This is a genomic window from Hyphomicrobium facile (genome assembly GCF_900116175.1).
GTDB lineage: Bacteria > Pseudomonadota > Alphaproteobacteria > Rhizobiales > Hyphomicrobiaceae > Hyphomicrobium_B > Hyphomicrobium_B facile.
In genome coordinates this window covers 224540-246130 of the sequence record NZ_FPCH01000005.1, presented here as the reverse complement: position 1 = coordinate 246130, position 21591 = coordinate 224540, and the positions used below count along the sequence as shown (strand labels likewise).

Below are 21591 nucleotides of genomic sequence, written 5' to 3'. Positions count from 1 at the left end.
CAAACTTACTTTTTTATGTCGATCCAGATGAAGCCGTCGCGGTTCGGCATTCGCACCGCGGCCAGCGTTTTCGCGTCCATCTTCGCGCCCTCCGGAATGATCGCATTCGCGGCGAGCAGGTAGGCCGTGACGGCGTAGGTCTCATCTGCGGATAGTGAACCTGGAGCCGCAGGCGGCATGCTGCGGCGAACGAAATCAAAGATCGTCGTCGCATACGGCCAATAAGAGCCGATCGCTTTGCTCGGATTATCGGGCGAGGGTGGTGTTGGTCCGCTGACGAGTTCTTCCGACGTGCCGCCTTCGCCGTGCTCGCCGTGACAGCTCGCGCATTTCTGCTCGTAGATGACGCGGCCGTCTTTCGCGGTGCCTTTACCTGGCGGCAGTCCACGCCCATCGGCGAAGATTGTGCGATCCCATTTCGCGATTGCGTCGGCACTCAAGGGTGTGCCCAGGCGGGGAGCTTTGACGCCAGCATCCTCGGCGATGGCCACCGTTGCCACAACCGGAACGACTATCGCAGCCGCAACGCGCCTAAGCATAGACATGGCTGATCGTACCATCTTCATCAACAGCCCAGCAGACAATCGCGTTGTAATGAAAGTACCCTTCGCGTCCGCGTTCTTTGATCAACACGTCGCGCTCGGGTTGGACGTAGCCCGTCTCGTCCGTCGCTCGGCTTTTGAGCAGCGCAGCCTTGCCGTCCCAAGCCCACGGAGAGCGAAACCGCGTGAAGCATTGCGACATGACTGGATCCTGCAGCTCTGCCTCGGCCCATGATTTGCCGCCGTCCGCCGAAACTTCCACCTTGCTGATCTTGCCGCTGCCGCTCCACGCGAGCCCGCGAATTTCATAGACATTCGCCCCGTGCATCTTCTGACCCGGCGAGGGCGACGTGATCAGCGATTTGGCATCCATCACGAACGTGAACATGCGCGCTTTGCCGGACGGCAGAAGCTCGGTGTATTTCGCAGTTTCATTGCGCGTCATCGCCGGAGCGTCGGTGACGTGCAGGCGGCGCAGCCATTTGACATTGGTGATGCCTTCCCAGCCCGGCACGATCAGCCGGATTGGATAGCCGTTCTCGGGCCGCACGCGTTCGCCATTCTGATAGAGGCCGACCATCGCATCATCCATCAGCTTTGAAAGCGGCAGGCTGACGTTGAGCAGCCCGGCATCGGCGCCCTCGGCGATGACCCACGAGGCCTTCGGATCGACGCCCGCCTCGTTGAGCAGAAGGGAGAGGGGCACGCCGGTCCATTCCGCACACGAAACGAGCCCGTGGAAAGCCCCGGCGGGACGCTGGATCGGCTCCTCGTGCCACCCGGCGTTGCTGTTGCCGCCGCACTCGATGAAGAGAAAGCGCGAGCGCATCGGATATCGCAGCAGGTTCGCGACGGTAAATTCCAAAGGCCGCTGGACAAGGCCGTGGATGACGAGCCTGTGCACGGCCGGATCGATTTCCGGCACACCGTCATGATGACGCTCGAAGTGAAGGCCGCTCGGCGTGACGATGCCTTCGAGCTCTTCGAGAGGCGTCCACGAAACGCCGTCGCCCTGAGGCGTGCGGTTGCCGCCTATGTTGCGAACGACGTGCTTTTCGTATTTTGAAGGCGCGCCGTAGCCGGTGAACGGAAGCCCCGTTTTGTGGATCCAGGAAGGATCAGCCGGATCTTCTGCCTTGGGCGGCGACGCTTCTTCCGCTCTGAGCGATGTCGCCGTCTGGGCCGTCGCGAGAACCAGTCCCGCCTTGAGAAAAAGGCGGCGATGCAAAAGCCCGCCGCCCGCAACCGCTATCAGATCTTCACTTGCAAGCTTGCCGGCCATGAGGCCGTTCCGCAAACGACGTCAGGATTGGCTCGGAGTAGAGTTGCCCTTGAACGTGTTGCCTTGCGAATCTTCCGCATCGACGCTCATCACGTCCGAGGGATTGCCCTGATAGGTGAATCGGAAGTTCGGATTCTCGCTGATCGAGATGCCGCCGGTCATCGTGAAAACGGTTTTGCCGCCCGTCCTCACGGCAACCTTGTCCACGAAATGCGTCGGGATATAGAGGCCGGTCGCCTGATCCATCTGCAAGCCCGAACTGTTGGGATGACGGATCATCACCTGAGCTTCTTGTGCAGCCACGTTATCCGGGTCCTTGAAAGCGGTCATCACCTTCATCTTGCCCATCGTCTTCGCCGCTTCTTCCGGGTCCTTGCCGGCCGGAGCCGAGCAGCCGCCCGACGCCTTCACGAACTTGATCGTCATGAATAGTTTGCCGTCGTTCGTCTCGGCGATCGCGCGGACATTCGAATATTGGTCAATGCGGACGCGCGTGGCGAGAACGCGTTCGCCGTTGCCGGCCGCGTCGCCGTACGTGAAGGTCGCGACGACGGGGGAGGGGTTCTTGTCGATGACGAGCGTCAGGGATTTCACGTCCTTCGCGAATTCAGTTGGAAGGCGAACGGTGAGGGGAACCGTGGAGGCGTCTTCCGCCCGGTACGGCGCTTCGAGCGCTACTTTCCCGGCGCCGTCCGCAACCTCGCGCGTTCCGAAAAGATCTGTCCGGATGCTGTCCCAGATGACGGCCGTGTCATCGGCTCGCGCGCCTGACTGAGCCGCGATCATCCCCAGGACTGCCGTCAGTCCGGCAACAATCGTGGAGCGGATAATTCTGTTGCGCATCGTTTCCTCGCTTGCCGCCTCAAGGCGATCTCATGCGTCCGGGACGCTAAATCTAGAATAAAAGACTACATTAATATGGTGGCGCAGTCATCTATTTCGCAAGACAGGGCGTCGCGACGGCGAGCCGCCGTCTAAAACACAGTATTCGCAGCAATTTATTTCATCTTGAGGCGACCGGATCAGGCGACAGCCGTCCGGCCGAGCCAGGCCCGCCAGCCCCCGAACTCCGTAATGTCCTCGGCCCCGCGAACGGCATGGCTTTCGCAAAGGAAGCCTTTCACCTGCCGGCCGCCTTCGAGCACAAGCGTCCCGATCCCGAGCGGGGCCGGTATGAGCGCCACGAACGACCCGAACGCGGCCTCGTCCATTTCCCAGATTTCGACTTCGATCGCACCCGGCCCGGTGCCTTCGAAGACGAGGCCCGGTTTCGGCGGGGTCGTGCCGGGCAAGGCGTAAAGCCGGTATCCCGCAGCCGTGCGCGCCGTCTCCCGGTAGATGGCGTCTCGCTCGGTGAGCTGGCTGTTGAGCGGCTGGCCCCTGAGATGCGCGCCGACCACCGCGACCTCGACCGTCTTCTTCTTGGCGGGCTTCGCGGCGACTGGCGCGGCATCGGACAATGCAGCCTGCGTCGCGCCAAGCTTCGCACCATCGAGCGCGCGGTGAAGAGCATCACCGATCGCCGCGAGTTGTCCGTCGGCGAATGCGCGGCCGATCAGTGTCACGCCGAACGGGATACCGTCCTCGCGAAAGCCCGCCGGAACGGCGAGCGCCGAGAGGTCGAGGAGATTGACGAAATTCGTATACGCGCCGAGGTTCGAGTTGAGGCGAACGGGATCGGCCAGCATATCGGCGATTTTGTACGTCGTGCCCGCCGTGGGCAGCACCATCACGTCCATGCGGTTCCACTCGGCGTCCGCCGCGCGGCGATACTCCGCGAGTCGATAAAAGCTCTCGAACGTCGCGAGCGCGGATTTATTCCGGCCGTTATGGATGATGTCGCGAACGACGGGATGAAGGTCATCGTCGTTCATGTCGTCGACGGCAAACAGCCGCTCGGCCACCCACGGACCGTCGTAAAGCATGGCCGCCGTGTCGCGAAATGGCGCGAAGTTGAAGGGGGTGATCTCGGCGCCGAGCCCGGCGAGGCGATCGATCGTGTGATGATAGAGCCGCTGATACTCGCCATCTTCGAAAAACGACAGCGGCGCATTGGGAATGCCAATTCTCAGCGGACGCCCGGCGGTCTCGACGGCGAATGACGGCGCGTCGGCCCGCGCGAAACAGTCGTCCTTGTCGAAGGCGACGGCTGCTTCTGCAACCTTGGCGGCGTCCGCAACGGTGAGCGCAAAAATCGAAACCGCATCTTGGCTCTTGCAGGCAGGCACCACGCCACGCGTCGAGATGATGCCTTTCGTCGGCTTCAGACCCACGATGTTGTTGAAGGCCGCCGGAACGCGGCCCGATCCCGCCGTGTCCGTACCGAGGGAAAACGAAACGAGACCCGCGGCGACGACGACGGCCGAACCCGAGCTCGAGCCGCCGGAAATGTAGTCCGCATTGAAGACGTTCGCCGGAATGCCATAAGGCGAGCGCGTGCCGTTGAGCCCGGTCGCAAACTGGTCGAGGTTCGTTTTGCCGATCAGGATGGCGCCGGCCGCTTCGAGCCGCTCGACGACCGTCGCCGAACGCTCGGCCACGTAGGCGAAAGCCGGACAACCGCATGTCGTCGGCATCCCGGCGACGTCGATGTTGTCCTTGACGGCAAATGGAATGCCGTAAAGGGGCCCCCGCGGCGCGCGGCGAACGCTATCGAGAACGCTCTCCTTATCGCGAAGCGCGATCCAGTCGGGCGCAACGTCCTTCGCCCCGATGCGCGCGAAGATCTCTTCGATCGTTGCTTCGGGTGTCGTCTTTCCGCGTTCGTAGAGAGCGGTGAGATTTGCGATGTCGAGTGATAGGGTCACGCCGTCGCCTCCGCATGTGGCTCTCTTAGGATAACGAGAGCCTGGCCAAGGGCCACAGCCCGCCCTTCGACGCAGCGCACTTCGTGAACGACCCCGCTTTGCGGCGCCGGCACGGCCATTTCCATTTTCATCGACTCAACGATTATCAGGGTCTCGCCCTCGGCGACCGTCGTTCCGGGCTCGACGAGAACCTTCCAGACGCTGCCGGGAACCGGGCTCTCGACGGCGGTGGCTCCCGGCGGCAGAACGGCGGCTCCGTCATCTTCGATGTCGCCGTCTGACGCGCCCGCGGCGCCTTCCTGATCGACTTGCTGCCAGCGCGCCCGCTCAGCCTCGAAGGCCGCCTGCTGACGCGACTTGAAGGCGCCGATCGACTCTTCGTTCTCGGCAATGAATGCCTGATAGTCCCTGAGACGAAACGTTGTCTCTTCGATTTTGACGTTGGCCTTCCCTTCGAGAAAGCCGTCGCGGAACGCGGCCAGCTCTTCGCTCGAGACCGGATAGAAACGGATCTGATCGAAGAACCGCAAAAGCCACGGCGACCCGGCTTCAAACGCGTCCGTGGTGCGATACGTGTTCCAGACTTGGCACGTCCGGCCGAATAGCTGGTAGCCGCCGGGGCCCTCCATGCCGTAAATGCAAATGTAAGCGCCGCCGATGCCGACGACGTTGTCGGGTGTCCACGTTCGCGCCGGATTGTATTTCGTCGTGACGAGACGATGACGCGGATCGACCGGCGTCGCGACCGGCGCACCGAGATACACGTCGCCGAGCCCGAGTACGACGTACGTCGCGTCGAACACGATCCTCAGCACGTCCTCGATGGACTCGAGGCCGTTGATGCGCCGGATGAACTCGATGTTCGAAGGACACCAAGGTGCATCGGGTCTGACGCCCTGGATATATTTGTCGATCGTCTTCTGCACTGCGGGGTCGTTCCACGACAGCGGCAGATGCACGATGCGCGACGGCACCTCGATGTCGCTCAAGTCTCCGAGCGTATCTTCGATGCGCGAAAGCTCCGCGAGCAAATCTTCGAGAGGCAGCGCCGTACTATCGTAATGGACCTGCAAGGATCGGATGCCGGGCGTCAGATCGAGGATGCCCCCCAGCTTTCGCTGTTCGAGAGCGGTCATCAGCGCGTGCGCGCGGAAGCGTAACGTGAAATCGAGGATGATCGGGCCGTACTCGACGAGCATGTAAGCGTCGCCCGCGCGGCGATAGACGACGCGCGGCTTGTCGCCGGACGCCTCGCGGCCGCCGACGATGCAATCGTCCGCGCCCCACTTCGCATGCGGAAACGACGGCGCGGCGATAGACTTCAGCGTTGCGATCTCTGCGTTCTGCTTGGCAAGGCGCGCGGCCGCCTCGGCGGGAGAGAGACGCGTGAAGCGCACCTTGTCGCCCGGCCGTAGCTGACCCATCTTCCAAAGCTCGGCTTGCACAATGGTGGCGGGGCACACAAAGCCGCCGAGCGACGGACCGTCGGGGCCGAGGATGACGGGCATGTCGCCGGTGAAATCGATCGTCCCGATGGCATAGGCGTTGTCGTGAATATTGCTTGGATGAAGCCCGGCTTCGCCGCCGTCGGTGCGCGCCCAGACGGGCTTCGGTCCGATCAAGCGAATGCCGGTCGGATTGGAATTGTAATGAACCTCCCAATCGCTCGAGAAGAACGTGTCGATGTATTCCGGCGCGAAGAAATCTGGCGCGCCATGCGGACCGTAGAGAACGCCGATATCCCAGGTATGGACGAGGCGAGGCTTAAGCTCTGCCGGAAGACGCGCCGAAGGAAAGCTCGTCGCGTCGCGGCCGATGTGAAGCACGTCGCCCGTCATCAAAACGCGTCCGCCGTGACCGCCGAACTTGCCGAGCGTGAACGTGGATTTGCTTCCGAGATACGACGGAACGTCGATCCCGCCGCGAACGGCGATGTAGGCCCGCACGCCCGGCCCCTTCACGCCGCCGATCTTCAGCACCTGTCCGGCCTTGATCTGGATGGCCTCCCAGTAGACCACAGGCGCACCGTCGAGCGTCGCCGTCAGCTCCGCCCCCGCGAGGCAGATCACTGCGTCGGTGTTGAACTTGAGCGACGGCCCCGCGAGCGTCGTCTCGATCCCGGCAGCGCCTTCGTCGTTGCCGACAATGCGATTGGCTAAGCGAAACGACAACGCATCCATGGGGCCTGACGGCGGCACGCCGACCGCCCAATAGCCGACACGTCCCGGCCAATCCTGGACCGTCGTCTGCGTGCCCGGCGACAGAACTTCCATCGTGTCGGCCTTATAAGCGAATGTCTGCAGCGTCCGCGTCAGCATCTCGGCTTTCGCGAAGACACTGGAGCCCGCGAGCTGGCGAAGATAATCGAGATTGGTTTCGAGACCGCCGATGCGCGTTTGATCGAGCACCGATCGAAGTCGCGCCAGCGCATCCTCGCGTGACGAACCCTTGACGATGATCTTCGCAATCATCGGATCGTAGTAGGGCGAAACGTCCGAGCCGCTCTGCACCCACGTCTCGATGCGCGCGACCTTTGGCCAGGAAACGTCGGTCAACCGGCCGGAGCTTGGCCGGAAATCGCGCGCCGGATCTTCCGCATAAAGCCGGACTTGGATCGATGCGCCCGTTGGCGAAATCTTGGATTGATCGAGCGGCTGCAATTCTCCCGCCGCCTGCCGCACCATCCATTCGACGAGATCGGCGCCGACGACCTCTTCGGTCACGCCATGCTCCACCTGAAGCCGCGTATTGACCTCGAGAAAATAGAACTCGTTCGTCTCGGCGTCGTAGAGATATTCGACGGTGCCCGCGCTTTCGTAATTGACGGACTGGCCGAGGCGTCGAGCCGTCTCCCAGAGCGCCGCGCGCGTCTCCTCGGGAAGATTTGGCGCAGGCGTCTCCTCGATGACCTTTTGGTTGCGCCGCTGCGCCGAGCAATCGCGTTCGCCGAGCGAGACGACGTTGCCGCGGCCGTCGCCGAAAATCTGCACCTCGATGTGGCGGCCGCGCGCCACATACTTCTCGATGAAGATACCGGCATCCTTGAAGTTGTTGCGGGCGAGGCGTTCGACGCGCTCGAACATCGGCGCGATTTCATCCGCGGTCGAAACGAGTTGCAACCCGATGCCGCCGCCACCCGCCGTGCTCTTGATCATCACGGGATAGCCGATGCGCTGGGCTTCGCTCTTGGCGTGTTCGACATCGCTGATGAGCCCGGAACCCGGCGCCAATGGAACATTTGCTTCAAGCGCAAGCTCGCGCGCCTTGTGCTTCAATCCGAAGGCGCGCATGTGCTTCGCCTTCGGCCCGATGAACACGATGCCCGCCGCTTCGCACGCGTCCGCGAAATCGGGATTTTCCGACAGAAAGCCGTAACCCGGATGAATGGCTTCCGCGCCGGTCTTCTTTGCAGCCTCGAGTATGGCGTCGAACTTGAGGTAGCTCTCGGCCGCGGGTGATGGGCCAATGGCGACGGCTTCGCCCGCTTGGCGGACATGCATCGAATGGCGATCGGCCTCGGAATAGACTGCGACGCTCGCAATCCCCATGCGGTCGAGCGTTCTGATGATACGGCAGGCGATGGCGCCGCGATTGGCGATCAGGACTTTGCGAAACATGGACGTCAGGCCCCCTTACCCCAGATGAGAACTTCGATCGGCGTGGGGTTGTAGGCGTTGCAAGGATTGTTGAGCTGCGGACAGTTCGAGATGAGCACGATGACGTTCATGTGCGCGGTCATCTCGACGTATTTGCCCGGCGCCGACAGACCATCCTCGAACGTCAGCCCGCCTTCGGGCGTAACCGGCACGTTCATGAAGAAGTTGATGTTGTGTCCGATGTCGCGTTTCGAGAGGCCGTACTGCTCGTTCTCGGCGATCGCGAGCAGGAAGCTATCGCGGCACGCATGCATCGATTTCTTCTCGAGTGCGTAGCGAACGGTGTTGCTCTCCGTCGCGCACGCGCCGCCGAGTGTATCGTGGCGCCCGACCGTATCGGCCGTGATCGTCAGCATCGGACGGCAGATATCGGAACGAAGCACCGAACCAGCGGTCAGATAGATATTGCCTTGCTCCCGGATGGTGTCGGACGCCGAGTAGCGTTCCGCCGGATCATCGGCGTTGAAGAACAGAGTATCGGCCGCCTGATTGCCTTCGAGATCGAGAAGGCGAAGGGTCTCGCCCTCACAGACGACGTGCATCCAATATTCGCCGGCCGGAACGATACGGCGATAGATCGCGTCGACTTCGCGAAGCGTGCTTTCTTTGATCATTGATGCCCGTCTCCACAGCAACCGGCGAGGAAAATGCGGTTGTTCTCGAAACCGCGTTCGTTCTCGGGCGCGGAAAGCCGCGCGGGGTCATCGAGCGCCGCGGGCGGCCCCTCGAAGATCTCGAAGTGCACTGCTTTCCGGGGATAGGCATTCGCGAGATTCAAGGGATGGGGGCAGGTGTGGAAGAGAACGAGCGTATCGATCTCGAAGCGCAACTCGACCTGAGCGCCGGCCTTCGCAGCCGAAGTATCGAGCGACATCGCGCCGTCGGACGCGACGGCGATCTTGCTGAACCAGTTGACGTTCGCAGCCAAGTCGCGGCGGCCAAGTCCATACTTCGCCCCTTCGACGAGAAAGCTGTCGTGGCCGTTCTGCTGCCAGTCGTTGCGCGCCGTCTGATAGTTTTTCTCACCCCACTTCCGCGCGACGATGGCCTTCGTCGTATTGCCGGAGACCGTATCGTGCCAGCCGAACGTGTCCGACACGACCGAGCAAAAGATGCGGCCCATATCCGAGTAGAGGCAGTGACCGGTGGTGAGCTTGAACGTGTGCTGACATTTCAGCGTATCGGGCGCGTTATAGCGCTCGAGCAGATTCTGCGGATTGTAGAAGAGCATGCCGATGTTGGCGCCGCCCTCGACATCGGTCAGGCGCAGCCGCATGTTTCGGCGCATCAGCAGCGACCAGTGCTTACCTCCTGGCAGCGTATCCCCGTAGATCAAATTCCCCATTTTTTCCTCAAAGCAGAAACGTTCCTTGAAAGACGCCGCTGGCGCACCAGTCCGGGTCGTCCCGGGTTCGTGAGAAGCCGCTGAGGGTCGTCCCTCGCGGAAAGCGTGAACACCTAAGAGCGCGGAGCAGAATGCCCGTGACGCGTTAGAACGCCTGGGCTCCCTGCAACTTTCTTCGGCCAGATCTCGATATCCTTGGTGATCGTCGCGCCCTTCGGAAGAGCGGGCGCCGTCGGAGGTGGCGTCGGAATGTCGGCCGAAAGCCTGACGCCATATCGCTCGAGTTCCTCGGGCCGGTTGCGCGGCCGCTCGAAAGCGATGATGCGCGTACCGAGTTCGAAAGCTTCGCTGAGGTCGTGCGTCACCATCACGACCGTCAGCGAGGATTCATTCCAGATGCGCCGCATCAGTACGTGGATGTCGGATCGGATGCCGGGATCGAGCGCGCCGAAAGGCTCGTCGAGCAGAAGCACCTTCGGCCGCCGCATGATCGCCTGCGCCAGTGCAAGGCGCTGCTGCATTCCGCCCGAAAGCGCGGCCGGATATTTTGCCTCCTGGCCGGCGAGGCCGACAGCGGTGAGAAGCTCGCGCGCGTCGTCTTCCGCCTGTTTGCGCGCGCGGCCGAATAAGCGGCCGAGAGCGCCGGCCTTCTCGAACTCTCGTCCGATGATGACGTTGCCCAGAACCGTCAGATGCGGAAACACCGAGTAGCGTTGAAAGACGACGCCGCGGTCCGCATCGGGCTCCGCTTTGAGCGGCACACCTTCGACGAGAATGCTGCCGCGCGTTGGCCGCTCTTCGCCGAGGAGCAATCGCAGGAACGTTGTCTTGCCGCATCCCGATGGGCCGACCAGCGCCACGAACGAGCGCGTCTCGATCTCGAGATTGATCTGCTCGAGCACGACGTGATCGCCGTATTCTTTCCAAACCTTGTCGAAGACGATGGCGTTCATGCTGCTCTCGCTTCGGCAAACCAGGGAAACGACTTGCGTTGAAGCAGCCGGAGCGAAAGATCCATGAGGAACGCCAGAAGCGTGATCCACGCGACATAGGGCAGGATCACATCCATCGAGAGATAGCGGCGAACGAGGAAGATGCGGTAGCCGAGACCGGAATCGGCTGCGATCGCCTCGGCTGCAATCAGGAAGAGCCACGCCGGACCGATTTCCAGCCGAACGGAATCGATCAGTCGCGGCAAGATTTGCGGCAGCACGACGCGCAAGGCGATTTGTGGCGTCGATGCGCCGAGCGTCTGCGCCTTGATGAGCTGCTCGCGCGGAATGTCTTCCACGCGAAGCGCGATGTCGCGAATGAGTTTCAGCGATGTGCCGACGACGATCAGGGTGATCTTCGAGGCTTCGCCGAGCCCCATGACGATGAAGAGAATGGGAAGGAGCGCGAGTGGCGGCACCATCGATAACACCGCCACGACTGGCCCGAGTGTGGCGCTCATGACCGGCAGCACCCCGATGACGATGCCGAGAACGAGCGCGATGGCCGTCGAGATGGCAAGGCCCGCGATGAGACGCGTCAGGCTCGCCGACGTATCTGCCCAAAGCAGATGATCGCCCGTGCGCGTATCGGGTTTCATCGCGTAAGCGTCGATCGTTTCGCCCATCTTGGCGAAAGACGGAAGAAGCTTGTCGTTCGGATTTTCGGTCAGTCGAATGTCGGAAGCGATAATGTAGGTGAGTATGAGTAATGCGAATGGCAGGAAGGCGAGGGCAAGGCGCCAGGTCTTGTCCGGCCGGTAGTTGATAGCGCGCATGCGGTCGCCTTCCTTCGGTGCGTTACGAGAAGCGGCGGCTTAAAGCTTGCCGTCTTCCGCCTCTTTCATGAACGTCGCGTCGTAGCGGAACTTGACGTTCGACTTGTCGCCGAAGACCGTTTTGTCGGGGAATTCGACGCCGATCGCGCCGTCGGATTTCGCGTCCTTGCCGAGCAGGGATTTCTCGAACAGGAATTTGGAGACGCGCTCAGTCGTCGTCTTCAGATCTTTGCCGGTGGTGAACGCCACGGCGTCTTTCGGATCTGAAAACAGCTTCGTCGTCGCGAGCTGTTCGTCGAAGCCTTTGAGGTCGGTGCCCGAAGCCTTGGCCATGGCCTCCTTCGAAACTGTGCCGTCCTTCAGCGTCGCAAGCGTCTCGTACCAGATCCCCGCGAGCGCCTTCGCGAACTTCGGGTTGTCTTTCAGCACGGCCGTGTTGACGACCATGAGGTCGATGATTTCGCCCGGAATTTGCGAGCTGTCGAAGACCTTCTTTGCGTCTGGAGATTCAAGGATCGTCGAGACGATGGGCTTCCAAGTCACGACAGCGCTGACGTCTGCCGTCTTGTAGGCAGCCGCCATATCGGCGTCGGACGTGTTGACGACTTTCAGATCCTTCTCGGCGAGCCCGGCGCTTTCGAGACCGCGCGCGAGCAGGTAATGCGAAACCGAGAACTCGACGAGATTGACGTTCTGGCCCTTGATGTCCGCGAGCTTGTCCTTGTTCTTCAGGATGACGGCGTCGTTGCCGTTCGAGAAGTCGCCGACGATCACGGCCGTCGTATCGACGCCGCCGGCAGCCGGAATGGAGAGCGCATCCATGTTCGTCACGGTGACGGCGTCGAACGCGCCTGCCGTGTATTGATTGATGGATTCAACGTAGTCGTTGAACTGTTTGACTTCGATGTTGATGCCGTACTTGTCGGCCCATTTTTTCACGATGCCGGAATCGGCCGCATAGCCCCATGGCATCCAGCCGACATAAATCGACCAGGCGACTTTGAAGTCTTTTTTCTCGGCCGCATTTGCAGGCGACAGGGCAAACCCTGTCACGGCCGCGAGGCCGATCGCAGCCTTCAAAACTTGCTTGACGGAAAAGCGCATCGCCAACCCCTGTCCTTGTGCTGACCACTCAGTGAGGCCGCAAGGAACTTCGAGACAGGAGCGGAAGACCTCGGATGGGCGCCGTGAGAGCGCGCGGAGGGAGGCCTGTCCGTTCGAGCGCCGGAGCAACTCGCGGTGTAGGTCTCCCGGGCTTTTATCCCGCCGTGGCTCCGCCGCGGTTCACACGCGGCGGGAGAGCCTCTCTCGGACCTGACGCTTGTGAAGCCGGAACCCTAGAGGCGTTATGCGCCATGCTCTGCACGGGGCGTGCCAAGGCTTTTTCGCTGGAAAAAAGCAGGAAATCTTCGCGTGTGGGTGAGTGCGTTGCCAGCTGCTTGTGCTGAACGCCTAGTACCTAGGCAGTTGTACTCAGCGACCAGGATGCGTTCGCGTGGCGCGGAAACGATAGAGATCGCAGCCTATGCTTCGACCAACCTCGGCCGCGACGAGAGCAGTCCACGCAGCATCCCGACGACGCGCGATGCCGGGCCCTTGCCGCCGCATTGAATGCTGATCCGCGCGCCTTCGAACAGAAGAAACACTTCATCGGCGAGCAAATCGGGATCGCGATATCGCGCAGCACGGAAGAGCCCGACGAGGCGGTCGTACTTTCGCTGTTTATAGGCTTCGATCACCGCGCGGGCCGGGTGGCCGGTATCGAGTTCGACGGCGGCATTCGCCAGCGCGCAGCCGCGTTCCAACTTGTTCGTCAGCACGTCTTCGACAAAACCGACCCACGCATCGACTTGTTTTTGCGGGCTCTCTGTGTTCTCGGCCAAAATGCGATTGAGTACGTCATCGCCTTCATTGGCGAGCTGCTGAACGTATGTGACGATCAGTTCGTCCTTCGATTTGAAGTGACGGTATAATGTCATCTTGTTTGTAAGCGCCGCCTCGGCGATTGCTTCCACGCCGACGGCATGCACGCCGTGCCGGTAGAAGAGATCGCGAGCTGCGATCAGAATTCGCTCTCGTGGTGATTTGAGAGCGAGTTGCCCCTCGGCGACCGCCTCTGATCCGCCAGCGCTGCGCAAATCTTTCTCCTGCGCAATGCTCATGCGCCCTTGACGAGTATGTTACCGATCGGTAGCTGTATGTTACCGATCGGTACCGGGTAACATGACTCTGTCATCTCTGTCACTCGGTACTTCACGCGCGCCGAACGAATGGCGTGCGCCCGTTCGCGGTGGGGTCAGAAGGAAAATTCGTACGAGCCGAATGCGGTAACGCTCGGCGCGGTTGGACGCTGGCGCTCGATATGGAACGCAACCGGTTCCCTCGTGCGTCGATTTCAAATCTACAAGACGGAGACAGAACCCGTGTTTCAACGGTCCGCCTCAATCGCTGCGGTTTTGCTGACTTTATCGGCGGGACTTTCGGCCTGCAGCGAAGAGAAAACCGCAGCTCAAGCGGCTCCTCCGCCACCGCCGCAGGTCACCGTGGCCAAGCCCACCAAGAAGATCGTCGCCGACTACGATGAATACGTCGGGCGTTTCGTTGCCCTCGACTTCGTCGAAGTGCGCGCGCGCGTTTCGGGCTATCTCGACAAGATCCACTTCACCGATGGCCAGATGGTCAAGGTCGGCGACCCGCTCTTCACGATCGACCGCCGGCCCTTCCAGGCGGCGTTGGACCAGGCGAATGCGTCCATCGCCCAGGCGGAGGCGAACGTTGCCTTCGCTCAGTCCGACTTGGAGCGTGGTGAAAGTCTCGTTCGCGGCACCACGATCACCCAGCAGTCGCTCGATCAACGCCTTCAGGCGAAGCGCGTCGCCGAAGCCAATCTGACGGCGCAGAAGGCCGCGTCCCGCCAGTTCGCTCTCGATTTGGATTTCACCGAGCTTGCCGCTCCGATCGCCGGAAGAATAGGCGATCGCCGCGTCTCGGTCGGAAACCTCGTGACCGGTGGAACAGCCGGCAGCACGACGTTGCTCGCAACGATCGCCTCGGTCGATCCGATCCGCTTCGAATTTACGATGGATGAGGCGTCATACCTTCGTTACCTGAAGGCAGCGTCGGCGAAGTCGGTCGATAGCACCGGGCGTGGCCTCAGCATGTCCGCTCAGCTGAAGCTGATTGATGAAAAGGACTTCGTCCACGAAGGTCAGATCGACTTCGTCGACAACGCCATCGACAAGTCGTCGGGCACGATCCGCGGCCGCGCGGTCTTCAAGAATACCGACGGACGCCTCACGCCGGGTATGTTCGGCCGAATCCGGATCGTGGCTTCTGAACCGGCAGAGGCGCTGCTCGTTCCCGATGCCGCCATCGGCACCGAGCAGGTCAGGAAGTTCGTCTATGCCGTCGGCAGCGACAATGTCGCGACACCGAAATACGTCACGATCGGACCGTTGGTCGATGGACTGCGCGTCGTGACCGGCCTCACGCCCGACGACACGATCATCGTGAACGGCCTGATGCGCATCCGACCCGGCGCGAAAGTCACGCCGCAGCAGGCAGCCGCTGACGCTTCCAATCCGAAGGACCAGACGGTCCGGACCCAATAAAGAACGGCCCGTCCAATGCGCATCTCGCACTTCTTCATCGACCGCCCGATCTTTGCGGCCGTCATCTCCATCGTGCTCGTCATCATCGGCCTCGTATCCGTTACCCGGCTGCCGATCGCCCAGTATCCGGAAATCGCGCCGCCAGTGGTGAACATCACGGGGCAATATCCGGGCGCCAGCGCCGAAGTCGTGGCCGCGACTGTCGCAACGCCGCTCGAGCAGCAGATCAACGGCGTCGAGCGTATGCTCTTCATATCGTCGAATTCGACGAATGACGGCCGCTTCTCGATCTCCGTCACCTTCGATATCGGCACTAATCTCGATATTGCGCAGGTTCAGGTTCAGAACCGCGTGGCCATCGCGCTACCGAGATTGCCCGCAGACGTGCGCAACATCGGCGTCACCGTGGCGAAGGCATCGCCCGACCTCATGATGGTCGTGCATCTGCTGTCGCCCGACAACTCGCGCGACACGCTTTTCATTTCGAACTACGCGAGCGTGAACATCGTCGATGCGCTGACCCGTGTACAAGGCGTCGGCTCGATCACGGTATTCGGCGGCCGCGATTACTCGATGCGCGTCTGGCTTGATCCCGACCGCCTTCAGTCGTTGGCGCTGACGGCAAGCGACGTCGTCGCGGCGCTGCAGGGGCAGAACGTCCAGGTGGCCGCCGGCGTGCTCAATGCGCCGCCGCTCGAAAAGCCGGGTGCATTCCAGATCACGGTGCAGACGCAAGGCCGCCTGATAGATCCGAATGAATTCGGCAATATCGTCGTCAAGCAGAGCAGCAACTCCGTCGTCCGGGTGAAGGACGTGGCGCGGGTCGAACTGGCGGCGCTTGATTACGGCATCAACTCGTATCTCGATAAGCAGGCAGCGGTCGGTCTCGGTGTCTTCCAGCTGCCCGGCTCGAACGCCATCGAAACGGCGAAGAACATCAAAGCAGCCATGGCGGAGATGTCGAAGAGCTTCCCGCCGGGGCTCGAGTACACCATCGTCTACAACCCGACCGACTTCATTCAGCAGTCGGTCGACGCCGTGGTTCACACCATCCTCGAAGCCGTCGCTCTGGTGGTGTTCGTCGTCTTGCTCTTCCTGCAGACGTGGCGCGCGGCGATCATCCCGATCGTGGCCATCCCCGTTTCTCTCGTCGGCACTTTCTTCCTGATGTCGATGTTCGGCTTCTCGCTGAACAACCTGTCGCTCTTCGGCCTCGTGCTGGCGATCGGCATCGTCGTGGACGACGCGATTGTTGTGGTCGAGAACGTCGAACGCAACATGGCGAACGGCATGAGTCCCAGAGAGGCCTCCTACCGAACCATGGAGGAGGTGGGTACCGCGCTGATCGCCATCGTGCTGGTGTTGTGCGCGGTGTTCGTCCCGTCGGCATTCATCACCGGCATCTCGGGCCAGTTCTATCGCCAGTTCGCGCTGACGATCGCCGGCGCGACGGTGATTTCGCTGATCGTCTCGTTGACGCTATCGCCCGCGCTCTGCGCCTTGCTTTTGAAGCCGCATTCGACGGAGCATCGCCATAGCCCCCTGACGTGGCCCATCCGCAAGTTCTTCGATGCTTTCAACTGGAGCTTCGATAGGCTTTCCCACGGCTATGGCTGGCTGGCTGGACGCGCCGTCCGGTTTTCCGTCCTGATGCTGGTCCTCTACGCGGGCCTCATCGCATTCGGATTGAATGAATTCCGCAAAACGCCTGTCGGCTTCATCCCCGACCAGGACGGCGGCTATCTGATCACGATCACCCAGCTTCCGCCTGCCGCTTCTTTGGCTCGTACCAACGAGGTCAATAAGCGCGCCGTCGAACTGGCGCTCACCGTTCCGGGCGTCGCCCACGCCGTCAATATCGTCGGCTTCTCCGGCGCAACGCGCGTCAATGCCTCGAACGCGGGCGCGGTTTTCGTCACGCTGAAACCTTTCGAAGAGCGCGCCAAAGATCCGAACATGTCGGCGAAAGCCATTCAGGGCGCGCTCTTAAAGAAGTTTTCTGAGATCCAGGAAGCGTTGGTGCTTGTTGTTGCGCCGCCCCCCGTGCGCGGGCTTGGCAGCTCCGGTGGCTTCCGCATGATGGTGGAGGATCGATCGGGTGCGGGCTCCGCTGCACTGCAGGCAGCTGTCAATGCGATGATGGGCAAGGCGGCTCAGACGCCCGGCGTGAGACAGGTGTACTCACTCTTTGAAACGTCGACGCCACAGCTCTATCTCGACATCGATCGCGTCAAGGCGCAGATGCTCGGTATCCGCGTCCCGGACGTGTTCACGGCGCTACAGACGTATCTCGGCTCGATCTACGTCAACGACTTCAACCTTCTCGGCCGCACCTTCCGGGTGACGGCGCAGTCCGACGGCGAATTTCGTTTGACGCCGAAAGATGCGCTGAGCATTCGCGTGCGCAATTCGAACGGCGATGCCGTCCCACTCGGCTCGTTCACGACCGTGACCGATATTTCGGGCCCGGCGCGCGTTCCCCGCTACAACCTTTATCCGTCGGCCGAACTCGATGGTTCGGCAGCACCCGGATACTCGCAGGGGCAGGCGATCGACATCATGCAGAAGATGGCGGCCGAAACGCTCCCGCCGGGCTTCAGCTATGAATGGACCGATCTCGCCTTCCAGCAGATCCGCGCCGGCGACACGGCAATCTTCGCCTTCGCTCTGGGCGTCCTGTTCGTATTCCTCGTCCTCGCCGCACAGTTCGAAAGCCTGACGTTGCCGCTAGCGGTCATCCTGATCGTCCCGATGAGTCTCATCGCATCGATCTCGGGCGTCATCCTCCGGGGAATGGACAACAACATCCTGACCCAGGTCGGGTTCATCGTTCTCATAGGTCTAGCGGCGAAGAACGCTATTCTGATCGTGGAGTTCGCGGCGCAACTCGAAGCTCAGGGCAAATCCCGATTCGAAGCCGCGACCGAAGCGGCCCGGTTGAGAATGCGGCCGATCATCATGACGTCGCTGGCGTTCGTCCTCGGCGTGGCGCCACTGGTTTGGGCGGTCGGCGCCGGCGCCGAGCTCCGCCAAGCGCTCGGAACCGCGGTTTTCGCGGGCATGATCGGCGTAACCTTCTTTGGGCTGATCTTCACGCCGGTCTTCTACGTGGTGTGCCGCTGGCTGTCCGATCTCGGCCGCAGGTCACGGGCGCCATCTCACGAGACGCCGCTTCATCCGGCCGAATAGGCGGAAAGCCGCCTTTCGGGTTCGCGCAAGCCTCGCACAGGACGCCGGAGTCAGAACAGACTCCGGCGTTTTCCATAGGCTGACGCGAATCGGGACTGCGACATGAATCGAAGAGATCGGCGCCTCGCGCACGCGACGTCACGGAGTGCACCTCAACGCCTCGACGATCCTGAGGTCGCACGCGATTATCATCAGGCAGTCCAACACCTCAAAAACGACCGCTTGGCGGAAGCGGAAGTTGCACATCGGCGCGTCCTCGCGCGTCTACCCACCCACGCGCCAAGCCTGCACCACCTGGGCCTAATCGCGTATAAGCGGCAGGAAACGCACGATGCCGTCGAATACATCCGGCAGAGCGTCGCCCAGCAGCCAGATTATCACGAGGCGTGGCTAAACCTCGCGATCATCCTGGGTGAGATGCGTCGGTCCCACGAGGCAATCGCCGCCTGCCGCGAGTGTCTCGCGTTGCAGCCTCAGAATGCCGAGGTCCACACCGTGTTGGGCAACCTCCTCACGGTGGTTGAGAACGACTCCGAGGCGATGGCGACCTATATCAAAGCGCTCGATCTGAAGCCCGATCAGCCCGCGGTGCTCGTGCGGCTCGGCAATCTGATGCTGAAGTCGGGCCAGGTGGAAGCGGCGGTGGCGCATTGCCAGACTGCTCTCAAACTCGATCCGGAATTCGAGGAAGCACGCGTTCTCGGCCACCGAATATCGGCGATGACACGCCCCGTGACGTCGATTGCGGCCGAGATCGAGGCAGAATCGAAGAGCAACGATGAACTTGCGAAGCGGCTCGACGAGCTAGCTTCGTTTCTCCGCCAGGGCCGCCGGTACGACGAAGCGATAGAGCTTTGCCGCCGCGCCACCGACATCAAACCAGGCAAAGCCGACTATCACTTCAATCTGGCTCTCGCACTCGAAGGGCGAGGCCTCGCTGAGGAAGCTCTCGAGAGTTACCAGGCCGGTCTCGCAATTGAGCCGGACCGCGCCGAAGCTTACACCAGCGTCGGTGGTTTGCTTCAGAGCTTGAAGATGGAAGTTGGCGCCATCCAAGCACTTGAACACGCGATCAAGCTCGACCCAACGTCTCCCCACGCTCATTATAACCTGGCGATCGTATGCAAGATGCGCCAGCAGTACGATCAAGCGAAGGCCGCCTTCCAAAAATGTCGCGAATTGGCGCCGGACGCGTTCGTCAACCGGTTCGAATTTCTAAATCTGCTCCATTTCCAATGCGATTGGGACGGTGTCGACGAGGAAGCGCGCTATTGCCTTGAAAACTTCCGGGTGAAGCCGATGCACCTCGCGCCCTTCCAGCTCATTTCGCTGGGGTCGACGCGTGCCGATCAACTGAGAGCAGCTCAGAACTACATCAAGCCCATGGCTGTGCCGGAGCAGATCCGGTTCAAAACCTATCAAAACAGTCTTGGAGTGGGCCGGCGCATCCGGCTTGGCTTCCTCTCCTGCGATTTCTTTGAGCATGCGACGGCGATTCTATTCTCCGAAGTCCTCGAAAAGCTCGACAAAAACCGCTTCGAGATTTTCGGATACTGCTTCAGTCCGGAGGATGGCAGCGCGATGCGCGGGCGCCTGCTGAAGGCATTTGAGCACGTCAGAAAAATTGGCGAGATGACGAACCGCGAGGCGGCCGCGACGATCAACGCGGATGCAATCGACATCCTCGTCGATCTCAAGGGCTATACGAGGGACGGTCGTCCGGAAATCCTCAGCTATCGCCCGGCGCCGATCCAGGTGAATTACTTGGGTTATCCCGCAACGATGGGAGCAGACTTCATCGATTACATCGTGGCCGATGCGATCGTGACCCCGATGGAGCACCAGGCCGACTATTCCGAAAAGATCGTCCAGCTGCCGCATACCTATCAGCCGAACGACCGGCAGCGGAAAATTTCCGATGAACCCATAACACGCGCCGATTGCGGCTTGCCGGAAAACGCCTTCGTATTCTGTTCGTTCAACAACAGCTACAAACTCACCCCCACCATGTTCGACGTCTGGATGCACCTTCTGAAAGAGGTGCCGGGCTCCGTGCTGTGGCTCCTCGTTCCGAACGAAACATGCGCCAGCAATTTGAGGCGAGAGGCAGCTAGCCGTGGCGTCGATGCGAGTCGCTTGGTTTTTGCGGATCGCATGCCGGTCGAGAAGCATCTCGCGCGGCAGCACCTCGCCGATCTCTTCTTGGATGCACTTCCTTGTAACGCCCACACGACCGCGAGCGACGCCCTTTGGGCCGGCTTGCCCGTTCTGACGTGTCTCGGCGAAACGTTTGCCGGCCGCGTCGCCGGAAGTCTCCTCTCCGCGATGGGCGTTCCGGAACTGATCACAACCGACCTCGATGCCTACACTTGTCTCGCGCTCGAGCTTGCGCGCGACAAGGGCAAGCTCGACCGGATCCGGCAAAAGCTCGTATCGACGAGAGATACTGCGCCGATATTCGATTCAACCCGCTACACGCGCAACCTCGAAGCATCCTTTGAGAAGATGGTGGAAATCATGCGATCGGGCCAAGCCCCTCAGGCATTTGCGGTTGTCGAACCCACGGCCGTTCCGCCGCCTGTGAAAACGATTGAGCCGCAGCCCCAGGGGCCTCGGGCAATCTACGAAGCCTGTCCGCTTTGCGAAAGCCGCGAGATCTCGCGCGCGAATGAAGCGCGAATAACGAACCATTCAGCTTACAACTCGATGCTTCCGCAGATGCTCAAATGGTGTCGTTGCGGATCCTGCGCACACGTCTTCACCGAAGGCTACCTGACACCGGAAGGTCACGACATCGTCTATCCGGCGGCCAAGACCGAACAGAAAGTCGGAAGGGACGCCGAAAATCAACGCAAGGTGTCGGCGAAAATCGTGGCCCGCGTCGCGCGCCATGTGCCGTCGGGTGATTGGCTCGACGTCGGCTTCGGCAACGCGTCGCTCCTTTTCACGGCCGCGGAATGGGGATTTTCCCCGGCCGGAATCGACGCAAGCGAAGAGAGCGTCGCGAAGCTCAAAAAGTTCGGATACGAGGCGCACCGCGATCTGGAAGCCCTCGCCGCCGAGGACCGCTTCAGCGTCGTCAGCATGGTCGACGTCTTGGACCGCTCGCCATTTCCGGCAACGACGCTCGGCATCGTCAACAGGATGATGAAGCGCGGAGGCGCGCTTTTCATCTCATCGCTCAACATGGATTCGATTGTGTGGCGAGCGCTCGATGCGACGGGAACAAACCCCTATTGGGCTGAGATCGAGCGCTATCATCATTTCACACGCGCGAGGCTCGTCCAGCTGCTCCAGTCACAAGGCTTCAAGTTCGCCGAGTACGACATCGGTGATCGCCATCGCAGTTCCATGGATCTCATCGCTTTGAAAATCTGAGCCCGGCGCCTGC

14 protein-coding genes and 1 riboswitch are annotated in these 21591 nt (G+C 61.3%); of the genes, 3 read left to right on the top strand and 11 right to left on the bottom strand.

The features are described 5' to 3' along the window. Positions 1–5 precede the first annotated feature (5 nt). The 11 genes from BM399_RS20660 to BM399_RS20610 form a co-directional block, all read right to left on the bottom strand. Complete coding sequence (locus BM399_RS20660) at positions 6–545, bottom strand: c-type cytochrome (RefSeq protein WP_092869680.1); 540 nt, start codon at positions 543–545, stop codon at positions 6–8. Then, positions 532–1824, bottom strand: a complete 1293-nt coding sequence (gene soxC, locus BM399_RS20655; RefSeq protein ID WP_092869679.1) for a sulfite dehydrogenase — start codon at positions 1822–1824, stop codon at positions 532–534. The genes BM399_RS20660 and soxC overlap by 14 nt, the downstream gene beginning before the upstream one ends. A 21-nt stretch (positions 1825–1845) precedes the next feature. Beyond that, on the bottom strand, positions 1846–2667 hold the full coding sequence (locus tag BM399_RS20650; RefSeq protein WP_092869678.1) for a quinoprotein dehydrogenase-associated SoxYZ-like carrier: 822 nt from the start codon (positions 2665–2667) through the stop codon (positions 1846–1848). A gap of 179 nt (positions 2668–2846) precedes the next feature. Further along, positions 2847–4631 (bottom strand): allophanate hydrolase, encoded by a 1785-nt coding sequence (gene atzF, locus BM399_RS20645; protein WP_092869677.1) that lies wholly within the window; start codon positions 4629–4631, stop codon positions 2847–2849. Continuing rightward, on the bottom strand, positions 4628–8248 hold the full coding sequence (gene uca, locus BM399_RS20640; RefSeq protein ID WP_092869676.1) for an urea carboxylase: 3621 nt from the start codon (positions 8246–8248) through the stop codon (positions 4628–4630). Before uca ends, atzF begins: the two co-directional genes overlap by 4 nt. A gap of 5 nt (positions 8249–8253) precedes the next feature. After that, complete coding sequence (locus BM399_RS20635; RefSeq protein ID WP_092869675.1) at positions 8254–8901, bottom strand: urea amidolyase associated protein UAAP2; 648 nt, start codon at positions 8899–8901, stop codon at positions 8254–8256. Beyond that, the gene (locus BM399_RS20630) at positions 8898–9632 is read right to left on the bottom strand and encodes an urea amidolyase associated protein UAAP1 (RefSeq protein WP_092869674.1); all 735 of its coding nucleotides are present in this window, start codon (positions 9630–9632) and stop codon (positions 8898–8900) included. The genes BM399_RS20635 and BM399_RS20630 overlap by 4 nt, the downstream gene beginning before the upstream one ends. Before the next feature lie 113 nt (positions 9633–9745). Then, positions 9746–10585, bottom strand: a complete 840-nt coding sequence (locus tag BM399_RS20625; protein ID WP_092869673.1) for an ABC transporter ATP-binding protein — start codon at positions 10583–10585, stop codon at positions 9746–9748. After that, on the bottom strand, positions 10582–11400 hold the full coding sequence (locus BM399_RS20620; protein WP_092869672.1) for an ABC transporter permease: 819 nt from the start codon (positions 11398–11400) through the stop codon (positions 10582–10584). Before BM399_RS20620 ends, BM399_RS20625 begins: the two co-directional genes overlap by 4 nt. A gap of 39 nt (positions 11401–11439) precedes the next feature. After that, a complete protein-coding gene (locus BM399_RS20615; RefSeq protein ID WP_177228230.1) occupies positions 11440–12504 on the bottom strand; it encodes a putative urea ABC transporter substrate-binding protein in 1065 nt (354 codons plus the stop codon). A gap of 141 nt (positions 12505–12645) precedes the next feature. Then, positions 12646–12752, bottom strand: a riboswitch (guanidine-I (ykkC/yxkD leader). 171 nt (positions 12753–12923) lie between these two features. Then, on the bottom strand, positions 12924–13562 hold the full coding sequence (locus BM399_RS20610) for a TetR/AcrR family transcriptional regulator (RefSeq protein ID WP_092869671.1): 639 nt from the start codon (positions 13560–13562) through the stop codon (positions 12924–12926). 261 nt (positions 13563–13823) lie between these two features. On the opposite strand from BM399_RS20610, the gene BM399_RS20605 reads away from it, so the two are divergent. The 3 genes from BM399_RS20605 to BM399_RS20595 all read left to right on the top strand — a co-directional run bounded on the left by BM399_RS20605 (position 13824) and on the right by BM399_RS20595 (position 21578). Continuing rightward, positions 13824–15011, top strand: a complete 1188-nt coding sequence (locus tag BM399_RS20605; protein WP_244531415.1) for an efflux RND transporter periplasmic adaptor subunit — start codon at positions 13824–13826, stop codon at positions 15009–15011. A 15-nt stretch (positions 15012–15026) separates the two neighbouring features. Beyond that, the gene (locus BM399_RS20600; RefSeq protein WP_092869669.1) at positions 15027–18200 is read left to right on the top strand and encodes an efflux RND transporter permease subunit; all 3174 of its coding nucleotides are present in this window, start codon (positions 15027–15029) and stop codon (positions 18198–18200) included. A 102-nt stretch (positions 18201–18302) separates the two neighbouring features. Then, positions 18303–21578 (top strand): O-linked N-acetylglucosamine transferase family protein, encoded by a 3276-nt coding sequence (locus tag BM399_RS20595; RefSeq protein WP_092869668.1) that lies wholly within the window; start codon positions 18303–18305, stop codon positions 21576–21578. The last annotated feature ends 13 nt before the right edge of the window (positions 21579–21591 follow it).